We start from the raw sequence: 21,219 nt of genomic DNA on the forward strand, positions 1-21,219 counted from the left end.
TTGTTGCATGGCGCGCTGCGTGGAGCGGTAAAGCGAGAGCACCGGGCACACCGGGCGCACCGAGAGCGTGCCCAGCGCGGGCAGTCCGATTTTCCCACATGCCGCCTCAGCCGCCGCTCAAAGCGCCCGGCGAATCTCGACCACGCCGAACACCGCGAGCATCAAGCCGACCATCCGGTCGATTGCGCCGCGCAGCTTCGTGCCGATCGCATGGCGCGCGAGCGATACCACGGTCACGAGAAAACACCACCACGCGATCGAACCGGCGAATACGCCGCCGACCGTCGTCAGCGCGATGGCCGGCGAGAACGCACCGCGTGGCGCGAGCGTCGTGAACAGCGCGGCGAACATGATGACGGTCTGCGGGTTGGTCAGCGTCAGCAGCAAGGCGCTCGCGTATGCGCGCAGCGCGCCGGCGCGGCCGATCTGGGCGAGCCGGCCGTCGCCATGGCCATGGCCGGCGGCGCCGTTGGCGAGGGCGGCGGAAGGCTTCTGCAGCAGCGCGCGCACGCCGAGGTACAACAGAAACAGGCCCGCGAGCAGATGCAGCGGACGGTCGTAGGCGAGCATGAATTGCGAAATGCCGACGAGGCCGAGTGCCGCGATCAGCCCGTAGGCGGCGTCGCCGCTCGCGATACCGAAGCCGATCGCGAGCCCGGCGCGCGGGCCGCCAGTCAGCGTGCGGCGGATACACAGCATGCCCATCGGACCGATCGGCGCGGCGATCGCGAGGCCGACGCCCGCGGCGGTGAAGAAGAGACTCGTGGTGGACATGGACGGGTTCCCGGACGGTTGTTCTGATGGGGCGTGTCGATTGCGCCGACGAGGGGGCTCGTCGTTGCGTGCCGATATCGAGGTGGTTCCTTGAGCTCGGCGCCGCTCGTGTCGTCAGCGGTGTTTGTACGTTCTAGGGCTTGTGCGGCGGTTCGACGAGCGGCGCGAGACGACTTGCCGCCGGCCGCGCGCCTCGCAGTCGGCGCATTCGCGAGCATAGCGACACCGAAAATAGCGGGCAAGCGCGACGAACGCGATGTGCGGGCTCATCGCGTGTATTGAGCCCGTCATGGGAGACGCGGCGAAACAGCCTCGGCGGCGTGCGTTCCATTCAGCGTTGCACGGTTCCGCCAGGCTCGTGCGGACGCCGCGAAAAAAAGCTAGGCGTCGCGACGGGTTTCATCGGCGTGCTCGAGCCGTCCCGATACGTTCGCGAGCAGCAGCGCGAACAGTACCGCGCCGATCGTCGCGAACAGGAGCGCGCCAATCAACGCGGCCAGTATCAGCATGGTCCATGTCAGGCCACTCATCTATACGGCTCCAGCGTGTCTTTGCGGCATCGTAACCCGTACTCGCCTGACGCTTATGTGCGCTTGCCCGCTGGAAAACCGTGGTCGCACGTATGCCGTGCTCACGGAAAGCCGCAAGACCGCGGCGGTTTGCCTTGACTTGCCGCGCCGGCGCGTGCGGAAAAGACCTAGTCCGTTTCCGCAATTCCATGGCGGAATCGAACCGGGTTCCGCTCGACACAATCCGCCATCGGCCCGTCGATTGTCGGCGGGCTAACGCCATCCGATTTTAATGTTTCATGTCTGAAACATTAATTGTTGTTTTGTGTATTCAAGGCTTTCATTGGAGAATAATTAAATAATCTATTCACCTTCCAATGCATTTAAATTGGATGAGGAATTGGCTTCGTTGCGCCGCCTGGCCGGTATCTTCAGGAGAACGCAGGCGTTCCGGCGGCACGGTGGCTTCGGAAGCCGGTCGAGGGAATTGCACTCTCAGACAATGTTTTCCGGCAAGGATAAACCTGGATAAGACGAAATAAAGGTCGGATAAAATTAAAATAGGCCTCTTTTCGAGCAGGCGCGCAGTGTGCGCTGGCGTACGCAATCAATTTTCGAATTGCCCTAACATTTGCGAATGCATATTCGGCCATATGCAGAATTCCGCATTAATTCATTGATATGGCGGTTGCTTCGGCAAGGTGCTGAATCGCACAGACCGGCCACCCATTAATGCGCCAACATGTCCGCATTTTCGGTCATGGCGGCTAAATGCTGGAAGCCGTCGCTATGATCCAGTGCACCGAGTGGGTATTCCCGGTGGCGATAGAAGGTGAAGTCGATCGTTTTCCGTTGAGAGGATGGCTATGACCTGCGCAAGTCTCGAGTCCGCAATGCTGCGCTGGGTGCATGCGCCGAACAAAGGCGTGCGCCGCATTGCAATTCTGCTGTTCAACGATTGCTCGCTGCAAGGCGCGGGTGTCATTGCCGAGGTTTTCCAGGCCGCGAACGAACTCTCCACGTCGGGCTCGGGTGCGTGGCTCTACGACGTGTCGTTTCTGTCCGTCGACGGCGGCATGGTGGCCGCGTCGTCCGGCTTGCGGGTGTGGACCGACGGGCTCGATGCGCGTCATTACCGCGGCTTCGACGCGCTGTATGTCGCGGGCGGCAAGGGCGCGGCGATGGCGGCGCGCGACGAGCGGCTGATCGGCTGGCTGCGCCGCGTACGCCGCAACACGTCGATGATGCGCTCGATCGCCGAAGGACGCGCGGTGCTCGACGCGGCTTACGTGCCCGACGGCGCGGAGGCGGGCGAGCCGCATCAGCCGGCCCATGACGCGGGCGAACCGAACGGCGCGAGCGCGGCAAGCCCGGAGAGCGCCACGCATGGCGCGGCGGAACTCGGCGACCGGCTGGAGTCGATGCGTAGCGCGCTCGCGCTGATCAAGCGCGACCTCGGCAACGCGACCGCGCGCATGGCGGCCGAGCGGCTGCTGGCGGATTCGTCGAACCTCGCGCCGCTGCTCGGCGAGGACGGCGCGCTGAGTCCCGGCGACAAGGTGCGCGCGGCCGCGCGCTGGCTCCAGGAAAACTGCCAGCAGTCGATTTCGATTGCCGACGCCGCGCAGTTCGCGGCCATGAGCGAACGCAATTTCCTGCGCCGCTTCAAGATGGAAATGGGTATTACGCCCTCGAGTTTTCTGCTGCATGAGCGCCTCGCGGTGACATGCAGCCTGCTGACCGAATCCGAATTGCCGGTCGACAAGATTGCGCGCCGCACCGGCATGGGCAATGGCGACCGTCTCGCGAAGGTGTTCCGCAAGCGCATGCGGATTTCCCCGACCGAGTTCAGGATTCAGAGCCGTCGCATGAGCGGCGAGTAGCAGCGCAGGACGCAACCCGGCGAGCGCGCGAAACGGCGCACCGGAGTCTTCTCCTTCGTACCTTGCAGGACTATAAGGAATCCGAATATGTTGAGGCATGGCATCGTGAGCGCAGGATCTGTCGAGCCGGCTGGCGCCGGCGCGCATTGCGCGCATATCGTGCCGGTCATTCTGGCGGGCGGCTCGGGCACCCGGCTGTGGCCGGTGTCGCGAGAAAACTTTCCGAAGCAACTGATCGACGTGGTCGGCTCCGACTCGCTGCTGCAGGCGACCGCGCGGCGCCTCGACGGCTTTCCCGCGAGCTGGCATGTCGATGCCTCGCCGATCGTCGTGTGCGGCGACGAGCATCGCTTCGTGATTGCCGAGCAGTTGCGCGAGAACGGTATCGACGCGCGGCTGATCGTCGAGCCCGCGCGGCGCGACACGGCCCCCGCGCTGACGCTGGCGGCATCGCTCGCGTGCGCGGAGGACCGCGACGCGATCCTGATCGTGATGCCGGCCGATCATGCGATTGCCGACGTGGCCGCATTGCAGCGCGCGCTCGATTGCGCGGCGCGCCACGCGGCAGCGGGCGCGATCGCGACGCTCGGGGTGCCGCCGACGCGGCCCGACACCGGCTTCGGCTATATCCGCATCGGCGCGGCGCTGGCCGAGGGCGGTCATGCGATCGACGGCTTCGTCGAGAAGCCCGCCGAGGAACTCGCCGCCCAATACCTCGCGGCCGGCACGTACTGGTGGAACAGCGGCATCTTCATCATGCGCGCGAGCGTGTGGCTCGATACGCTCGCGCGTCTGCGCCCCGACATGCATGCGCCCTGCGAAAGCGCGTTCGCGAACGGCCGCCAGGACGGCGCGGTGTTCCGGCCGGCGCCGGAGGCCTTCCTCGAAGTGCCCGCCGATTCGATCGACTACGCAGTGATGGAGCGTCTGACGGAGTCGCCGGCGGGCGCGCCGCGCGGTGCCAGCACGATCGATGCGGGCCAGGCCGGCAACGCAGGCCGCGGTCCGATCGACAACACCGCAAGCACAGCCGCAACCACCGGCATTCCCGCCGGCGTCGTGATTCCGCTCGAAGCCGGCTGGTCCGACCTCGGCTCGTGGGACGCGGTATGGGCCGCGATGGAAAAGGATGCGAACGGCAACGCCGGGCGCGGCCGCGTCACCTTCGAAGGCGCGGTGTCGTGCTACGCGCATTCGGAAGGGCGGCTCGTCGCCTGCGTCGGCACCGCCAACGTGGTGGTGGTCGAGACGGCCGATGCGGTGCTGGTGGTGGACCGCTCGCACGTGCAGGACGTGAAGGGCCTCGTGTCGCGCATCAAGGCGCAGAACGCGCCCGAAGCCGACGCGCATCGCAAGGTGCGGCGCCCGTGGGGCTTTTACGATTCGATCGATCACGGCGAGCGCTTTCAGGTCAAGCGCATCGTCGTCACGCCCGGCGCGCAGCTGTCGCTGCAACTGCATCATCACCGCGCCGAACACTGGGTGGTGGTGCGCGGCACCGCGCTCGTCACGCGCGGCGAAGAGCAGTTCCTGCTCACCGAAAACCAGTCGACCTACATTCCGCTCGGCACGCGTCACCGGCTCGAAAACCCCGGCAAGGTGCCGCTCGAAATCATCGAAATCCAGTCCGGCACCTATCTCGGCGAGGACGACATCGTGAGGTTCAACGACAACTACGGCCGCTGCCCGTAAGCAGCATGGATACGGCCCCGTTGGCGAACATAAAAGGCAATACGAGGGAAGCAAACATGCGCAAGTTTCAGGATCTGCTCGCGCGAATTTTCGATGTCGCGCTGGTGTTGGCGGGTGCGGCCGTGGCGTCGCAAATCCGCTTCGACTATCTCGGCCAGTCGGGCTTCTACTGGGCGCTGGCGATGTTTTCCGCCGCCTTCGCGCTGGCGATCTTTCCCGCCTTCGGCGTGTACGAATCGTGGCGCGGCCGCTCGAAGCTCGGGCTCGCCGGCCAGGTGTCGCTCGCGTGGCTGATCGTGCAGGCCTGCGCGCTGGCGCTAATGTATTCGCTGCATCGGATCGACATCGTCTCGCGGCTGTGGTTTTCGTACTGGACCGCGACGACCGGCGGCCTGCTGATCGCCTACCGGCTCGTCACGCATGCGGTGCTCGCGCGGGCGCGCGGCGCCGGCATGAACCTGCATCAGGTCGCGATCGTCGGCAGCGGTTCGCAGTGCGATGCGATCCTGCGCCGTATCGAGTCGGCGCCGACCGCGGGCTTTCGCGCCACGGCCGTCTACAACACGCGGCCGGACGATTCCGCGGTGACGAATTCGCGCGTGCCGGTGTTCGAGCGCGTCGACGCGCTCGCCGACTACATCCGCACCAACGACGTCCACGAGCTCTGGCTGATGCTGTCGCTCTCCGAGGAGCCGCTCATCTGCGCGCTGATCGACGAGTTCCGCGACGACCTCGTCAATATCCGCTTCATGCCGGACGTGCGCAGTCACGCGTTGTTCGAAGGCAGCGGCGTCGTCGATCTGCTCGGCGTGCCGGCGATCAACCTGGTCGCCTCGCCGCTGTCGGCCAACGCGATGCTGAAGAAAGAGATTTTCGACCGGCTGTTCGCGGCGAGCGCGCTGCTCGGGCTCATGCCGCTGCTGCTCGGCATCGCGATCGCGGTGAAGCTGTCCTCGCGCGGTCCGGTGCTGTTCAAACAGAAGCGCAAGGGCGCGGACGGGCGCGTGTTCACGATCTACAAGTTTCGCTCGATGCGGCTGCATACCGAAGCGAAAGGCACCTTGAGCCAGGCGACGCGCAACGACAAGCGCGTGACGAAAGTGGGCGCGTTCCTGCGCCGCACGAGCCTCGACGAGCTGCCGCAATTTTTCAACGTGCTGCGTGGCGACATGTCGGTCGTAGGACCGCGCCCCCATGCGCTCGAGCACGACGACCTCTACCAGAAGGTGGTCGCGGGCTACATCAATCGCTACCGGATCAAACCGGGAATCACGGGCTGGGCGCAGATCAACGGCTTCCGTGGCGAAACCGACCGCATCGAGAAGATGGAACGTCGCGTCGAACATGACCTGTACTACCTCGGTCACTGGTCGTTCGCGCTCGACATGCGGATCATCGGCGCGACGATCGTCGCAGGACTGGTTCATCGAAACGCTTACTAAGCAGTCGATAAAAAACGCCTCGGGGCGAAGGAGGAAGGATCATGAACTCACAGGGTTTTCGTGCGGGAACGATGGTGGTTTTCGCGAGTGCCGCACTGCTCGCCGGCTGCGGCAGTGTACCGGGCCAACGGATGATTACGCCGGCCACGGTGCAGGACACGGGAGGGGATTTCAGTCCCACCGAAGCTTCGCAGCAGCAGATTCCGATCACCGACATTAACCTGGCGCTGCTGAAGAAGATGAACGCCGACCAGCAGGCCATGACGATGCCGCCCGATATCGCAGCGCTGTTCGGCAAGCCGACCGCGTACAAGGTCGGCCCCGGCGACGTGCTACAGATCGTCGTGTGGGATCACCCGGAACTCGCGGCCGCGCTCGGGCAGCCGACGCAGACCTCGCGGCCCTCGGATGCGATTCCGGGCTTTCTGATCGACGAAAGCGGCGACGTGCAGTTTCCGTATGCGGGCACCCTGCACGTGGCGGGCAGGGACGTCGCGTCGATTCAGCGCGAACTGCATCAGCGTCTGAGCAAGGTGTACCAGAAGCCCGAAGTGACGGTGCGGGTCGCGTCGTTCCGTAACGCGCAGGTGATGATCGACGGCGAAGTGCGCACGCCCGGCAGCCAGTCGGTCAACGACATTCCGATGTCGCTGACCAACGCGATCGGCCTGAGCGGCGGCTTCACGACGACCGCGGACCGCAGCCGCGTCGACCTGATCCGCAACGGCCATACGTATTCGCTGAACATCGACGACCTCATCAAGCACGGCCACAATCCGTCGGACATCTATCTGCAGGCGGGCGACATGGTGCGGGTCAACGCGCGCGAGGACAGCGGCGTGTACGTGATGGGCGAGGTCAACAAGCCGGCCACGGTGCTGCCGCTGCGCAACGGCTCGCTGACGCTCTCGCAGGCGATCTCCGACGGCGGCAGCTTCGACTCGAACACGGCCGCCGCGCAGCAGCTGTTCGTGATCCGCAATTCGACCAGCGACTCGCCGCAGATCTATCACCTCGACGCTCGCTCGCCGGTGGCGATGCTGCTCGCGAACCAGTTCCAATTGCAGCCGAAGGACATCGTGTACGTCGGCCAGGGCGGCCTGGTTCGCTTCAACCGCGTGCTGAACCTGCTGTTGCCGGCGATCAACGCGGCGGTGACGGGGGTTATCGTCGGGAAGTGACGTAAGAGCGGTGCGCGTAACGCGCACCGCCAGGTCTTGTCGGGGTGAACAACATGGCAATCCACTTTGACGGCCGTTATGAAGGCCGCTACGAGAACCGCTTTGAGAACCGGTTCGAAGCCCGCTTCGAACCCGGTTACGCGGACGTGCCCGGTCCGGGCCGTCTGCGTCCGTCGGACTACCTGCGCACGATCGTGCGCGGTCGGCGCACGATTCTCACGGTGACGCTGATCGCGCTCGCGCTCGGCAGTGCCTACGCGTTGCTCGCGCCGCCGACGTACCGCGCGGACGTGCTGTTCCACGTCGAGGACCGGACGGCCAACCCGACCGGCGTCGCTAACGGCGCGTCGCCGCCGGTCGGCGGCGGCGCCGATTCGAAGCCGTCGACGGCCGCGCAGATCGAGTTGTTGAAGTCGCGGCTCGTCGTCGAGGAGGCGGTGCGCACGCTGCACCTCGACATCACGGCGACGCCGCGTTATCTGCCGCTCGTCGGTGCGAGGATCGCGGGTCTCGCGAATGGACGATGGGGCCGATGGGGCTTCAGGCTGCCGTCGTTCATGAAGCTGTCGGGCTTTGCGTGGGGCAACGAGAGCATCGCGGTGTCGCGTTTCGATACCGCGAAGCCGATGTACGACGCGAGCTTCACGCTGGTGGCGGGGGCCGACAACACCTTCGTGCTGCGCGACCCGAACGGCAGCGCGATCCTGTCGGGCCGGGTCGGCGAGACGGTGCAGACCGATACCGCCGACGGCCCGATCGTGCTGCACGTCGACCGGCTCGTCGGGGCGCCCGGCACGCGCTTCACGCTCGCGCGCGCCTCGACGCTCGGCACGGTCGACCGCCTGCAGAACACCATGCTCGTGCAGGAGACCGCGCCGCAATCCGGCGTGATCCGGATGAGCCTCGAAGGCGGCGATCCGGCGTTGGCCGCGGCGATCGTCAACAACATGGCGCAGCAGTTCGTGCGTCAGGACATGGCGAGCCGCTCGACCGAAACGCGCCACACGCTCGCATTTCTTGAGCAGCAACTGCCCGCCCTGCGCAAGGATCTGGACGACGCCGAGCAGCGCTACAGCAAGTTCCGCAACGAGCACGGCACGGTCGATCCCGGCGAGGAGAGCCGGCTGATGCTGCAACAGTCAGCCGACAACAAGGCGCGCCTGCTCGACCTGCAGCAGCAGCGCGTGGAGCTGTTGCAGCGCTTCACGCCGAGCCATCCGTCGGTGGCCGCGCTCGACGCGCAGATCGCCGCGTTGCAGGGCGCGCAGGCCACCATGAAGCGCAGTGCGACGGCGATGCCCGACACCGAGCAGACCGCGCAGCGGCTCAAGCACGACGTGGACGAGAAGACCACGCAATACAACAGTCTGCTGAACAACGTGCAGCAACTGCGCACGACGCAGGCGGGGCAGGTGGCCGGCGTGCGGGTCGTCGACTTCGCCGAAACGCCTGACGATCCGGTGCGGCCGCGGCGCATGCTGGCGATCCTGGTTTCGCTCGGCGGCGGCCTCGGGCTCGGCATCTTGCTGATCCTGCTCAAGCGCGCGATGTACGGCGGCGTCGAGCGGCCCGACGACCTCGAAGGCATGCTCGGCGTGCCGGTGTTCGCGGCCGTGCCGCGCAGTCAGACCCAGCTGCGCCTGCAGCAAAGCGTGGCGCAGCGCCGCCGCGGCCAGCATGTGCTCGCGCACCAGGCGCCTGGGGATCTCGCGGTGGAAGGCGTGCGCAACCTGCGCACGTCGCTGCAGCTGTCGCTCGATCACGCGGCCAACAACGTCGTGATGATTACCGGCTCGCGGCCCGACGCGGGCAAGTCGTTCCTGTCGGTGAACCTGTCGGCGCTGGTCGCGTCGGCGAACAAGCGCGTGTTGATCATCGACGCCGACATGCGGCGCGGGGACGTGCATTCGCACTTCGGCATCTCCCATCAGCCGGGCCTGTCCGACGTGCTGAGCGGCGGCGATCTGCACTCGATGATCCAGCGCGAGGTGCTGCCCGGTCTGGACGTGCTGGCCAAGGGCTCGCTGCCGACGCATCCGGCCGAGCTGCTGATGAGCAAACGCTTCGAAATGTTGCTTGACGAACTGAAGCCGCAGTACGACCTCGTTATTGTCGATACACCGCCGGTACTGGCGGTGACTGACTCGACGCTGATCGGCCGATATGCGGGCACCACGCTGCTGGTGGTGCGCCACGGCCGCCAGCCGCTGCACGAGATCATCGAAACCGCGAAACGGTTGCGCAACGGCGGTGTGGCCATGCGCGGCGTGCTGCTGACCGATGTGCCGCAGGAAGCCGCGTTTCTCGGTTCGGGATATCAGGGCGGCTATTACGGCTACGACAGCATTGCCGGTTGACGGCGCGGCCCGCGGCGCAATGCCGTGTGCCGCGGCCGTGTGCGGTTTCGCCCTGGGATCGGCGCGGGCTCGAGGTTCGGATAGGCATCGCCAAACACTATTTGGGGGAAGGTTCCATGAAACGCAAGGTTGCGCTGATCACCGGCATTACTGGACAGGACGGCTCATACCTGGCTGAGTTGCTGCTCGCCAAGGATTACATCGTACACGGCATCAAACGCAGGGTGTCCCTGTTCAACACGGACCGGATCGATCATCTCTACCGCGATCCTCACGAACCGGAGCAACGGCTCTTTCTGCACCATGCGGATCTGACCGACTCGACCAGCCTGCTGCGCGTGATCCAGCGCGTCGAGCCGGACGAAATCTACAACCTCGCCGCGCAGAGCCATGTCGCGGTGTCGTTCGAGGAACCGGAATACACGGCCAATGCCGACGGTCTCGGTACGTTGCGCATTCTCGAAGCCATCCGCATTCTCGGCATGCAGGAGAAAACGCGCTTTTATCAGGCATCCACGTCGGAACTCTACGGGCTCGTGCAGCAGGTGCCGCAAAGCGAGACCACGCCGTTCTATCCGCGCAGCCCGTATGCGGTCGCCAAGCTGTTCGCCTACTGGACCACGGTCAATTATCGCGAGGCCTATGGGTTCTTCGCGTGCAACGGGATTCTGTTCAATCACGAATCGCCGGTGCGCGGCGAGACCTTCGTGACGCGCAAGATCACGCGCGCGATCGCGCGCATCGCGGTGGGCACGCAGAAGATGCTGTATCTCGGCAATCTGGCAGCGCTGCGCGACTGGGGCCACGCCCGCGATTACGTGGAAATGCAGTGGATGATGCTGCAGCAGGACCAGCCTGAAGATTTCGTGATCGCGACCGGCGAGCAATACAGCGTGCGTCAGTTCGTGCAGAATGCGGCCGCTGAGCTGGGCATCACCGTGCGTTTCGAGGGCACGGGCGTGGATGAGGTCGGCATCGTCGAAAAGGTGGAAGGGCGCGAGATCAAGGTGTCGCCCGGCGATGTGATCGTGCGGGTCGATCCGCGCTATTTCCGGCCGGCCGAAGTCGAAACGCTGCTCGGCGATCCGTCGAAGGCGCACGCGCGGCTCGGCTGGAAGCCGACCACGTCGTTTGCGCAACTGGTCAAGGAAATGGTGCGCTCGGACTACCAGATCGCACGCCGCGACGCGCTTGTCACGCTGGCGGGCTTTACGGCATTGGAGCATCACGAATAGTCATGACGCGTGTGCCGGTCACGGTGTGCGAGTTATCGTGATGGGTTAGCGATCCGCAGTTTCCTGGCGGATCGACGTGTTGTTGATGTGCTTCGTTTCGCGCCCGTAGTGATCGGCTCGCTGCCGATGGCTGCGGGCGCTTGTCTTTTATGGGCCGTTGGTGAGCCGGTGAGTTGGTGAACCGAACCGGTGCCGCGGCTCGGGGCGTTGCGAGGCGCGGTTTCGCGCGTTGCAACGCCCCTGCGCTAGCGCAACGTCAATGATGCGTGTTGACGTTGCGCACGTCGGGCAGCGGTTCGGTCGCGGTGTCGGCTGACGGCGCGATCTGTAGTTCGGATTCGCGCGTGGCCTGTGTCGACAGACGCCGTGCCGTCTTGCTGCTCGAATCGATTTGCAGCGCGATGCCGGCGTCGCGCGACGCACAAGCCAGGTGTCCGATAGAACCGCAGCTGCGCGCGAGGCTGAGCAGCGCATCGCGTTGCTGTTCGAGCGTATGCACCGTCGCGCGCAGGCGCTGTGCCTCGCGGTTGTCGGGCTGCGCGGCGAGGGCCGCGGCAATGCGCGATTTCGTCGCTGACAGATTGTTCGCCTTCAGATTGATACGTGCCGCTCGCAGATATCGCGCGGCTTCGGCGCGACGTTTCTCTTCCGCGCTGATTGGCGGATTTGCGGCGAGGCGTGTGAGATCTGGCTTCGCCAACGAAACGCGGTGCTGTTGAGGCTGCGATGCGGTGGGTGGTGTGGCTGTTGAGGGGTGGGCTGATGCCAGGTGTTGCGCGGCGATGGCGGGTTGCGGCTGTTGTTGCTGTTGTTGCGCGGTGACGCGGCTCGGCGCAGCATCGGTGCGTGGTTTATCTTTCGCGGCAATCGGCTGAGCGGCAATGGTGTGCGTGGCATCCGGCGTTGCCGACACGACCCGGTGCTGCTCGGGTGTCGCCGCGACCTGTGGTGTAACCGCTGCGGGCTGGGCCGATGCGAGGTGTTGCGCAGCGATGGCGGGCTGCGGCCGTTGTTGCTGTTGCAGCGCGATGACGCTCGGCGAAGCATCGGCATGCGGTTTATCTTTCGCGGCAATCGGCTGAGCGGCCGTGACGTGCGTGGCATCCGACGTTGCCGACACGACCTGGTGCTGCTCGGGTGTCGATGCGATGGGCTGAGCGGCAGCGACGCGCGCGGCGTCCGGCGCTGCCGGCGTGACACGGCGCGGTTCGGGCAGCGACGCCGCCGCCGGTGTGACCGCCGAAGGCCGGGCCGCGGCGACGCGTGGCGCGTCACTCCCAGGCTGCAACGATCCAGCATTCGCCTTGGCTTTCCCGGCACCATCGACAGCAACGGACGCCTTGCCGTTCTGCGCGGACACCGTGGACACATTGCCGCTCGCCACAACCGGCGGCGCCACGCGCAAGTCGCCGTCATGGATGCAGATCAGGTACACGGCGGAACTCACCGCCAGCACCGACGCAGCCAGCACGATGCGGTTGCGCGTGCGCCGTCCTGCTTGCGCGGCTAACTCGGCTTCGTCGATTGAATCGTAGGGATAGACGAGCGTGTCCGGCGAACGGTGCCAGATGCTGCGCGCCGGCAGCCTGGCGGGCCCCGTCCGCGGCGGATTCTCCGGCTCGACGTACAAACCCGGCACTGAGGCAGCATGCGCACCAGACCCCTCCAGCGCGAGCGAATGACACGAAAGACAAGGCGAGAAGCGGCCGACGATCGGTGCACCGCAATTGTTGCAGCGTCGGGGCTCTGGCTGATTGGCAGCGGGATATGTAGACATGGCCGGTCGCTCGCGGGCGTTCAATTACGACGCCTCTGTCAAAGGAACACGTAACGGCAACGAGGCTCGCAAGCCTCACCGATCACTGCGATTACTGCACCACGTAGCCGCGCGCCTGCATGCATGCGCCGTAGGCGGCCCAATAGCGCGTCATCGGCGGCTCGGGCGCGGGCAGCGGCGGCAGTTTGACGTCCGATGCCGCGCTCGCTTGCAACGATGCGTCCGCTGTGCCCAATGCGCCTGATGCGCCCAACGGGCCGATTCCCGCTGCCGATGCCCCGATTCCCTCGCCTAACGTGCCGATTCCCGCGCTCGTGCCCGCAGCCGCCGTGGTCGTAGTCGCGGTGGCCGAAGCACCCGCGGCCGCGGCGGCGCCGCCGGGTGCACCGCCGGCACCTGTCAAGGCATCGTTGGCCGGTTTCGCCGACGATGCCCCACCAGGCGCGGCCGCGATCGGCAAGCTCGCGGCGTCCGGCATGCTGGCGGCATACGGCAGCGGCGTGGCGGAGAAGGAACTGGGCGGCAGCGGCGGCTTGGCCGGCGCGCCCGTCGACGAGCCCTTTGCGACCGGTGCCGGGCGCGGTGGAATCTGCGACTCGTGGACGATGTTGACCTTGCTCACGCGGGCTGCTTCCGCGTAACACAGCGCGGTGTCGACGCCGCGCGCATAGGGACTCTGACTGCGGATCGGATAGGTAAGCGGCTGCCATGCAAATGCAGCGCTGCTGGTCGCAATTAGCGTCAGTACGGTATATGTTCTAAATTTCATCGCAATGACTCCCCCCCAGCGATGTTTGGCGTTTTTATCGGAAAAAGCGCTTCGCACGGTGATCTGTTGGCTTCGGGTTCCGTCGTGGCATGACGGCGCACGTTGCGAAGACTGCTTTTCCGAGCGTAGCACCGGATGGCGCCAATGCAATGCTTCGGATAGCGCGCGAAAACGCCAAGCTGCTGTCCAATCAGGACACATCCGTGTAACGCGGCAGGCGAGCTTTGCGAAAGCCCGGTGAATTCTCTGAACATGATGACGAGCCGTCAGGAGACGATGATGCAAAAACTGCGGGACTATTCTGGCGTGCTGATCGTCGCCGTATCGGTTCTGACGCTGTCGCTGGCCGCGCCTGTGGCGGGCAGGGCGAGCGAGGAAAGCGACAACATGAAAGTCGAGACGGCGGGCGAGCGCGCAAATTTCGCGCAGACGTTCTGCCAGATATCGCCGCAGCGCGTCGATGCGTATAAGGAAAAGCTCAGAAAGAGACTGCCCGAAGCCGATCACTTCGATCAGCACTGGCAGACGGGTTGGCAGCGCGCGCAGAGCAACATCGGCAGCATGAACGGACTGCGCGAGCGCGATCCTCAGGAGTTCGACGCACGAATCAAAGTGAATTGTGAACGGCTCAAATGGCTCGCCGGAAATTCGCTGCGGACGCCGGCGCAGAAGTGAGAAGAGCGGTGGGTCTATCGAAGGCGCGGCACTAACGTAGTGTCACGCGTTGTCGTTGTGCTCTTGTGCGGCTCGTTCGTTTCGACGGCATGGCAAGCGATATCTATCGCCGCTCAGGTGCAGGACGCCGTAAATGGTCATATGATTCCGACGTCACTTCGAATCCGCAGACTGGGGCGCGATGCAAGCACGGAACAAAGATTTCGACGACGGTGAGGAAGGCCAAACATCGCATCGCGTGCCAGCCGTCCTGAAACGCTATCAGCGAGCGTTGCTGTACGGAGCCGGCGTTGCGATGACGGTCGTTCTATTGGTGCTGGGCGGCACCGTGATCTACCTGATGGTGCGTGACTACATCGACAATCGCTATATCGGTTTCGCTGTCAGGAAGACGCAGCTCGAATTGGAACTGCTCCAGTTCGAGAGCATTCTGCGGTACACCGTTCTGCACGAAGAGTCGGCATGGGAGCGCCGCGAGCCGCCGCCATCCAGTGTCGTTGAGCAGTTTGCGGCGCAGCACGGGCGCATTCTTCTGCAGCAACACGCCGATTTTCCACCCGTGCTGGCGTTGGGCGACGTCACGAACGAGCGGCCAGCCCAGACATTCGCGCCGTATCTGGCGATGACCCGTGAATTCGATTATCGCGTCGGCCCTTATGCTGTGTTGAAAGGTCCTGATGCGGTGACGGGATATTTCTACACGCCCGACTACAGTTTCATGTCGATTTATCCGGCACCCGCATCGGGCAACCCGCTCGATGCAGGCGATGCCCCAAGCGTGCGGGCGCTGCTCGATCAGATCAGGCCGGATATCGGCGACCTGAGCAAGAAAAAAACGCTGAGGCGTCTGGAAACCGAGCGGGAGTTGATCCTGCTGCCGCCGATTACCGACCGGTTTACCGGAGAGCAGGTCATTCGCATGGTTCTGCCCGCGTTTGCCGACGGTACGCCGTTCCTTATCTTTGTCCGCACCATTCCAGTCAGACTGCTGTTCGATCATCCGGCGCAGGAGCCGCTCGACGACGAAATCTCGCTGATCGTCGACGCATCCGGCAAGGTGGTGCTCGATGCCGGGCCGGCAGGCCGCGATAGTGCGCTGAAGGCTCGCGTACTGCGGACGAAGCCTTGGGCGCCGGGCCGGCAGGGAATCGAGCGGCGTCGTCTTGGCGGTCTCTTTATCGCGAGTGCGCCGGTTTCGCATGTCGGCTGGACACTGGTCTATGCATTTACGTGGCGTACGGTTCTCGCCGAGTTCTGGCCGCGCATCACGCTTCTGACGTTGGCCGTCCTGCTGGTGATCGGATTTCTCTGGACGATCCTGCTGTTGCTCGACCGCAAGATATTCAAGCCGGGTTTCGAGTACTCGCGGCGGATTTTCGAAAGCGAGCGCCTGAATCGCATGATGGTTGCGGCGGCTCCCGAGGGATTCGCGCTGTTGCTATTCGAAAGCGGAGACATTCTGCTCGAGAGCGACGCGATGCGCAGCTATGGAGCAAACGCTCATCCCGATGAGCGGCCATTGCGTTTTCAGCTACTCGAGCTTTACGACCGTTCGCCCGATGCCCCTGCGTGGCAGTCGGGCTTGCAACTGCCGTTCAGACTCGCGAATGGCGGCGTTGAAGATCTGCTCGTGAGTCTCGTCCGCACGCAGTATCGGAGCGTAGACGTATTGCTGTGCAGCTTCTCGAATGTGACGAAGCTCAAGAACACCGAGCGCAAACTCGAAGAGGCGCGGGCGGCGGCCGATGCGGCCAACCATGCGAAGTCCGCGTTTCTCGCGATGATGAGCCACGAGATACGCACGCCGCTCAATGCGATTCTCGGCAATCTCGAACTACTCGGCCGTTCGTCGTTGTCGCCCGCGCAAAGCGAGCGGCTCCATGTCGTGACATCGTCGTCGACGGCGCTGCTCGACATCATCAACGACATTCTCGACTTTTCGAAGGTCGAGTCCGGACAGATGACGATCGAGGCGATCCGTTTCGATCTTGCAGAAACGATTCGCCAGGTCGGTGCGATCTTCGCGCCGATGGCGCATGCGAAGGGGCTCGAATTCGAATGCATGATCGACGATTCGATCGCGCCGTACTATCTCGGCGACCCGACCAGGATTCGGCAGATTGTGGCGAACTTCGTCAGTAATGCGATCAAGTTCACCGAGACCGGCAACGTGCTGCTCGAGGTGTATCACAAGGACGAGACCGTCGACGGCTCGCCGGTCATGATCGGCGTGATCGATTCCGGCATCGGCATGACGCCCGCCCAGCAGGAGACGCTGTTTCAGGCATTCGTGCAGGCGGATTCGTCGATCGCGCGCCGCTATGGCGGCACCGGACTCGGGCTGGCGCTGTGTTCGCGCCTCACGCGGCTGATGAATGGCTCGATCATCGTCAAGAGCTCGCTCGAACTCGGCAGTACGTTCGTGGTGTCGCTGCCGCTGCGGGTCGATACGAGCGCCTCCGCGTCGGCCGCCGACAGCGGGGAGAAGCGTGTCGAACGGGACGCAGCGCCTGCCGGTACGGCGGCTCTGCGCATCCTCGTCGTCGACGATCAACCCGCCAACCGTGAACTGATCGTTGCGCAACTCGATCTGCTCGGATACCGGGCCGACATGGCCGACAGCGGCGCAACCGCACTGCGGTGCTTTAACGAGCAGCACTACGACGTGGTAATGACGGATCTGAACATGCCTGGCATGGATGGCTACACGCTGGCGCGATGTCTGCGCGGGCAGGGCGCGACGACGCCGATCATCGCGGCGACGGCGCATGTCGGCGCCGAAGAGCAGAGACGATGCGAGGACGCGGGAATCGATGCCACGCTGCTCAAGCCGATTTTGCTCGACGCGATGGAACAGGTTCTGCGTCGCTCGATCGGAGCGGAGGCGTCCGGGACGCTTCCGCCCGGCGACAGGACGGCGAAGCGCGACATTTCGCAGGGACCACTGCCGCCGGGCGTGCATGCGGCATTGAAGCAGTCGCTGGGGGAGTCGCTGGCAAAGCTGCAGAAGGCTATGAGCACGCATGACACGCAAGCGGCGCTCGATACGCTTCATGCCATGCGCGGTTCGTTTGCGTTGATCCACGAGGCGGCGTTGGCGAATGCGTGCGCGCAGATGGAGCAACTCGCACGCGACGACGACCTCGCCGGGGTCGAAGAGATGCTGGGCCGTTTCGAGACGCTTGCCTATGAGACGCTGGTGCGCCGCCAAGGGGCGGTGAGTGCGTAGCCACGATGTCCTGATGCGGCAGATTGCGGAAGTGGCATGGCTGCCGGGTGGGCCTGGGCGGTGGCCATGTTGAGCGGTTTGTGTGCGGCCGATGGTTCCAGATATGAAGCGTGATCTCACAAAAATGAGACAAGTCCTATTTGTCACAATTTAATGGTTTCTAGGACTGAGCCTATTATCGGGTCTGGCTGCATTCAATAAAGTGCTTATACCGAAATCTTTGGATAGACATCCATTCCGAAATGTAGATCCTCCGATGCCGCCGCGGTCAACCAGATATCCCCACAGTCAGTATGCGGTGACAAAAAGCGGCGGGTAAGCATTTCGACCCGTTTTTATCGAATCTATCCATGCGTTCAGGGCCGTCTGGGAGGGCGGACTACGACGCCTGGTACTGAAGTTCTCGCGTATCTCCCATCGATGCCCGGTCGTATCCCCTGACCCGGATGCGTCATTCCTCCACGGAAGAGGGAGAAGAATCCGGTCACGCAATTGCAAACCGATATACCTGCACTTTTCAGGCGTATTCGGTGTTGTCAGCCCGCTCCTTGTTGCATCACCATGTTAGGAAAACAATCATGAATCCAAACGCGATTCGCGTCGTAATTGCAGACGATCACCCCGTGATTCTCGAAGGTATTCGGCATGAACTGACGAAGAGCGCGACCGTTTCGGTGGTCGGGACCGCTCGCAGTTCGAGCGAGCTGATTCCGCTTTTGAGCCGCACCGCCTGCGACGTGCTGGTATCCGATTACGTGATGCCGGGCGGTGAATATGGCGATGGCATTACGCTGTTTTCCCTCATTCGCCGACGGTATCCGAAAGTGCAGACGGTGATACTGACCATGATGGAAAGCGCGATTCTGCTCCGTTCGCTCATCGACATCGGCAATCGCTGTCTGTTGAGCAAGGTGGACAAAATGGAACATCTGCATCTGGCCGTGCGCGCTGCCTATGTGAATGGCCGTTACCTCTCGCCGCGCATATCGGAAATCATCATGCCGTCGGAACGACCCACGCGAGGCGTGTGGGCGAATGCGCCGTTGAGCAGCCGCGAGCTGGAAGTGGTGCGCTTTTATGTTTCCGGGCTGACCGTCAACGAAATCGCCGATCGTTTGAGCCGCAGTAAAAAGACCATCAGTTCGCAAAAAGTATCGGCAATGACAAAGCTTGGAATCAAACGGGACGCTGATCTTGTGCGCTATGGACTCGAGAACGGCCTCGTGCCGCCGACGAAATCAGAAGGCATCCGAAATAGTATCGCGAACTTCGAGTCTGGCGCCGCAAGCCCGGAGGTGGGCCTCGAACGCGCCGGGCCTCCCGGAATGCTTGATTCCTGAGCGCGCTCACTCTTTCAATCGGATGGGCGGCCGTTGTTCTGCCGTGGACTGTCGGACGGTTCGAGGCCCGATGCTCCCTGAGACGATGCCACCATGCCATTTTCCATGGCATACCGCAGTAGATCGACGTCGCGATCTATACCGAGCTTTTCCATCGCCTTCGACTTCTGTGTGCTGATGGTCTTCTTGCTGCGGCTGACCCGCTCGGCAATTTCATCGACGGTCAGGCCTGTTGCAAACAGGCGCACGACTTCGCATTCGCGCTGGCTAAGAAGATCGGTCGAGCCGCGGCCACGGCGGTTCCAGTCGATCGACTGGACGATTTCATTGATAGTCGGCGAATAGTAAGCCGAACCGTTATGAGCGGCATGGACGGCGGGAACGAGATGCGCCACCGCATCCGATTTGCTGACGATGCATCGCACTTCTTGCGTCACGAGGGCGCGTACGACGGCCGGGTTGTCGAGCATCGTGAGCACAACGAGTTTGATGCCGGGATAGCGACGACCGATCAGGGAGAAGAGCGCGATGCCGTCGCCGTAGTCGCCTGCGGGCATGGCGTAGTCGGAGACGAGAACGTCACAGGGCCGGGTATTTAAAAGCTCGATCAGTTCTGTCGAATTGCGGGCGGAACCTGTCACTTCGATGGCACTCATTTCCGACAACTCATGCTCGATGCCTTTGAGCATGACCGGATGATCGTCGGCAAGGATGACACGAATCGGCTGGTTAGCCATGGTGATCTCCTGTTTATCGCGCAGGCAAGGCATGTCGTGAAGGACACTGAAGTGGCCGGCGACTTTATTGTTCACAAGTTATTTACATCGTCACGTGGACCTTCGGTGTCGAAGATCGGATGCGGCGCTCGTTTAACTAAGCATTACTCAGCTATTGGCTTGAAGATGGTCCGATGCACAGGACTCATCCTACATCATAGTGGTCGGATGAAACGGCCTAACGATGAGGTGTACTGCTATCGGGTCGTAAAAGTGACCCGTATGCGATTCCCGCTTGTGCGTATTGCATCCCGATAGAACCATGGGTCATTGCGGACTCTGGAATTGCTGCCGGAAATAAGCAGGACGCATCGTGGTGGCGCCGCGATCGCGCTAGTCGGTGTGCTTGTTTTTGTTGCGTGACCTGCCTCGCAGGGGGCCGAGGTTTCATGGGCAGCCGTTACATGTGAATTCGACGACAACGTTTTCCCGTCGAAGGTATGCGAGGCGCTGCGGTGTTCGTTAATTCCAGCGCAAAAAGGCGACGTTTGGAACTGACCGGTTTATCGACCCGGCGGCACATATCCTTATTGCTGCGCGGCGAGAAGCAGTTCGCTCTCCGGTCGAGGTCGATTTGTATCTTTTTGAACATTTGTAGGACTGAGCCTATTACCTGCGCTTTATTGCTTCAATAACATGGCTGTCGATGAATGGGGTTTCAATAGAGGCGAGATAAGCGGTTCTCCATTTTTAATCAATTCTCTTCTGATGTATTTGATCGTGACATTTTCGAGATTAGGGGGTCCCGAGAAGTTCAGGCTTCTTGCGTATGGCGAAAAGGGTTGTACATCGTGAAAAGCGTGGGGCCTGGCGGTCGAGTCATGTTTCGCTGTCAGCGGGGTAGATAGCGTTCTTATCAGTTCATCTTGTTGATCCAGATTGTTCCGATTTTCTTTCGGATGTTTTGTCGCGGCTGTTTCAAGGTGGAGAACTTCGAATGTCTCCCTATCAGACTGCGCCTATTTTAACGGCGATTGAAAAATATAAACTGAAATAAATTTGGATAATTTCTCGTTTTTATAAGTGATAAATCGATATTGATGGATTTCCGAGTATCGATTTTGTGAATTTGTGCGGCGGTTTGTTGCGAAAAACTGGCTGGATTTCGGGTTTGCGGAAATAACGTTTTTTAAATTAAATCTATAAGGGTCGTGCTATGAACAAGTCATATAAAAGTGTGTGGAACGAAGCGCTTGGGGCATGGGTCGCGGCATCGGAGCATACCGTTGCGCGGGGTAAGCGAAGCAAGTCGACAGTTTCGTCGGTTCTGGCGAGCGCCGTTGTGGCAGTTGCAGGGGTGAGCGCGGCGAGTGGTGTCTTTGCAGCCCCTTACACGGTGGGCGGCGGCGTGACGGATCAGAATACCATTGGTGGCGCTGTTGCAATCGGCACCGGGGCCGCCACAAAGCTTGAGGCCTCAGCCGGAACCACAGGTTTAGGTGGATGGGATCTGAGCGGAGCAGGGGCTCGTCGCATCGACGGCCTGGGTGTCGACGTCAGTCAGTTCGCGGGTAGCGCCAAGGCCTTACAAGCCGTGGCGGTGGGCAGCAATTCTCTCGCCTCCACCGTCGGTGGTACGG

The 21,219-nt window shown here is 62.8% G+C and carries 14 protein-coding genes; 9 read left to right on the top strand and 5 right to left on the bottom strand.

Annotated features, from left to right (window positions below; translation table 11 throughout):
• Window positions 1-117: 117 nt before the first annotated feature.
• Window positions 118-774 (bottom strand): LysE family transporter, encoded by a 657-nt coding sequence (locus F3J19_RS00855; RefSeq protein WP_167036239.1) that lies wholly within the window; start codon window positions 772-774, stop codon window positions 118-120.
• Between the two features lie 380 nt (window positions 775-1,154).
• The gene (locus F3J19_RS00860) at window positions 1,155-1,304 is read right to left on the bottom strand and encodes a hypothetical protein (protein ID WP_167036242.1); all 150 of its coding nucleotides are present in this window, start codon (window positions 1,302-1,304) and stop codon (window positions 1,155-1,157) included.
• A gap of 845 nt (window positions 1,305-2,149) precedes the next feature.
• Here F3J19_RS00860 and F3J19_RS00865 point away from each other — a divergent pair.
• The 6 genes from F3J19_RS00865 (at window position 2,150) to gmd (ending at window position 11,073) form a co-directional block, all read left to right on the top strand.
• Entirely contained in the window at window positions 2,150-3,166 is a 1,017-nt protein-coding gene (locus F3J19_RS00865; protein WP_167036245.1) for a helix-turn-helix domain-containing protein, read from the top strand.
• An 87-nt stretch (window positions 3,167-3,253) separates the two neighbouring features.
• Window positions 3,254-4,858, top strand: a complete 1,605-nt coding sequence (locus F3J19_RS00870; protein WP_167036248.1) for a sugar phosphate nucleotidyltransferase — start codon at window positions 3,254-3,256, stop codon at window positions 4,856-4,858.
• A 56-nt stretch (window positions 4,859-4,914) separates the two neighbouring features.
• Window positions 4,915-6,300, top strand: a complete 1,386-nt coding sequence (locus F3J19_RS00875; RefSeq protein ID WP_167036252.1) for an undecaprenyl-phosphate glucose phosphotransferase — start codon at window positions 4,915-4,917, stop codon at window positions 6,298-6,300.
• Between the two features lie 41 nt (window positions 6,301-6,341).
• Complete coding sequence (locus tag F3J19_RS00880; protein WP_205192453.1) at window positions 6,342-7,481, top strand: polysaccharide biosynthesis/export family protein; 1,140 nt, start codon at window positions 6,342-6,344, stop codon at window positions 7,479-7,481.
• Between the two features lie 53 nt (window positions 7,482-7,534).
• Window positions 7,535-9,838 carry a polysaccharide biosynthesis tyrosine autokinase gene (locus F3J19_RS00885; RefSeq protein ID WP_167036255.1) on the top strand — a complete coding sequence of 768 codons (2,304 nt, stop codon included), beginning with the start codon at window positions 7,535-7,537 and terminating at the stop codon, window positions 9,836-9,838.
• Window positions 9,839-9,954: 116 nt separating this feature from the next.
• Window positions 9,955-11,073 (top strand): GDP-mannose 4,6-dehydratase, encoded by a 1,119-nt coding sequence (gene gmd / locus F3J19_RS00890; protein ID WP_167036258.1) that lies wholly within the window; start codon window positions 9,955-9,957, stop codon window positions 11,071-11,073.
• A 256-nt stretch (window positions 11,074-11,329) separates the two neighbouring features.
• On the opposite strand, the gene F3J19_RS00895 is transcribed toward gmd, so the two are convergent.
• Entirely contained in the window at window positions 11,330-12,712 is a 1,383-nt protein-coding gene (locus F3J19_RS00895) for a hypothetical protein (protein ID WP_167036261.1), read from the bottom strand.
• A gap of 229 nt (window positions 12,713-12,941) precedes the next feature.
• Window positions 12,942-13,619 (bottom strand): hypothetical protein, encoded by a 678-nt coding sequence (locus tag F3J19_RS00900; RefSeq protein ID WP_167036264.1) that lies wholly within the window; start codon window positions 13,617-13,619, stop codon window positions 12,942-12,944.
• 237 nt (window positions 13,620-13,856) lie between these two features.
• Between F3J19_RS00900 and F3J19_RS00905 the strand changes: the two genes are divergently transcribed.
• The 3 genes from F3J19_RS00905 to F3J19_RS00915 all read left to right on the top strand — a co-directional run bounded on the left by F3J19_RS00905 (window position 13,857) and on the right by F3J19_RS00915 (window position 18,863).
• On the top strand, window positions 13,857-14,294 hold the full coding sequence (locus F3J19_RS00905; RefSeq protein WP_345889838.1) for a hypothetical protein: 438 nt from the start codon (window positions 13,857-13,859) through the stop codon (window positions 14,292-14,294).
• 295 nt (window positions 14,295-14,589) lie between these two features.
• The gene (locus F3J19_RS00910) at window positions 14,590-17,523 is read left to right on the top strand and encodes a response regulator (protein WP_167036267.1); all 2,934 of its coding nucleotides are present in this window, start codon (window positions 14,590-14,592) and stop codon (window positions 17,521-17,523) included.
• Between the two features lie 578 nt (window positions 17,524-18,101).
• Entirely contained in the window at window positions 18,102-18,863 is a 762-nt protein-coding gene (locus F3J19_RS00915; RefSeq protein ID WP_167036270.1) for a response regulator transcription factor, read from the top strand.
• A 14-nt stretch (window positions 18,864-18,877) separates the two neighbouring features.
• Here the strand turns inward: F3J19_RS00915 and F3J19_RS00920 are convergent, their stop codons facing one another.
• Window positions 18,878-19,600 (bottom strand): response regulator, encoded by a 723-nt coding sequence (locus F3J19_RS00920; RefSeq protein WP_167036922.1) that lies wholly within the window; start codon window positions 19,598-19,600, stop codon window positions 18,878-18,880.
• Between the last annotated feature and the right edge of the window lie 1,619 nt (window positions 19,601-21,219).

Source organism: Burkholderia sp. Ax-1724, assembly GCF_011752995.1.
Taxonomy (GTDB): domain Bacteria; phylum Pseudomonadota; class Gammaproteobacteria; order Burkholderiales; family Burkholderiaceae; genus Paraburkholderia.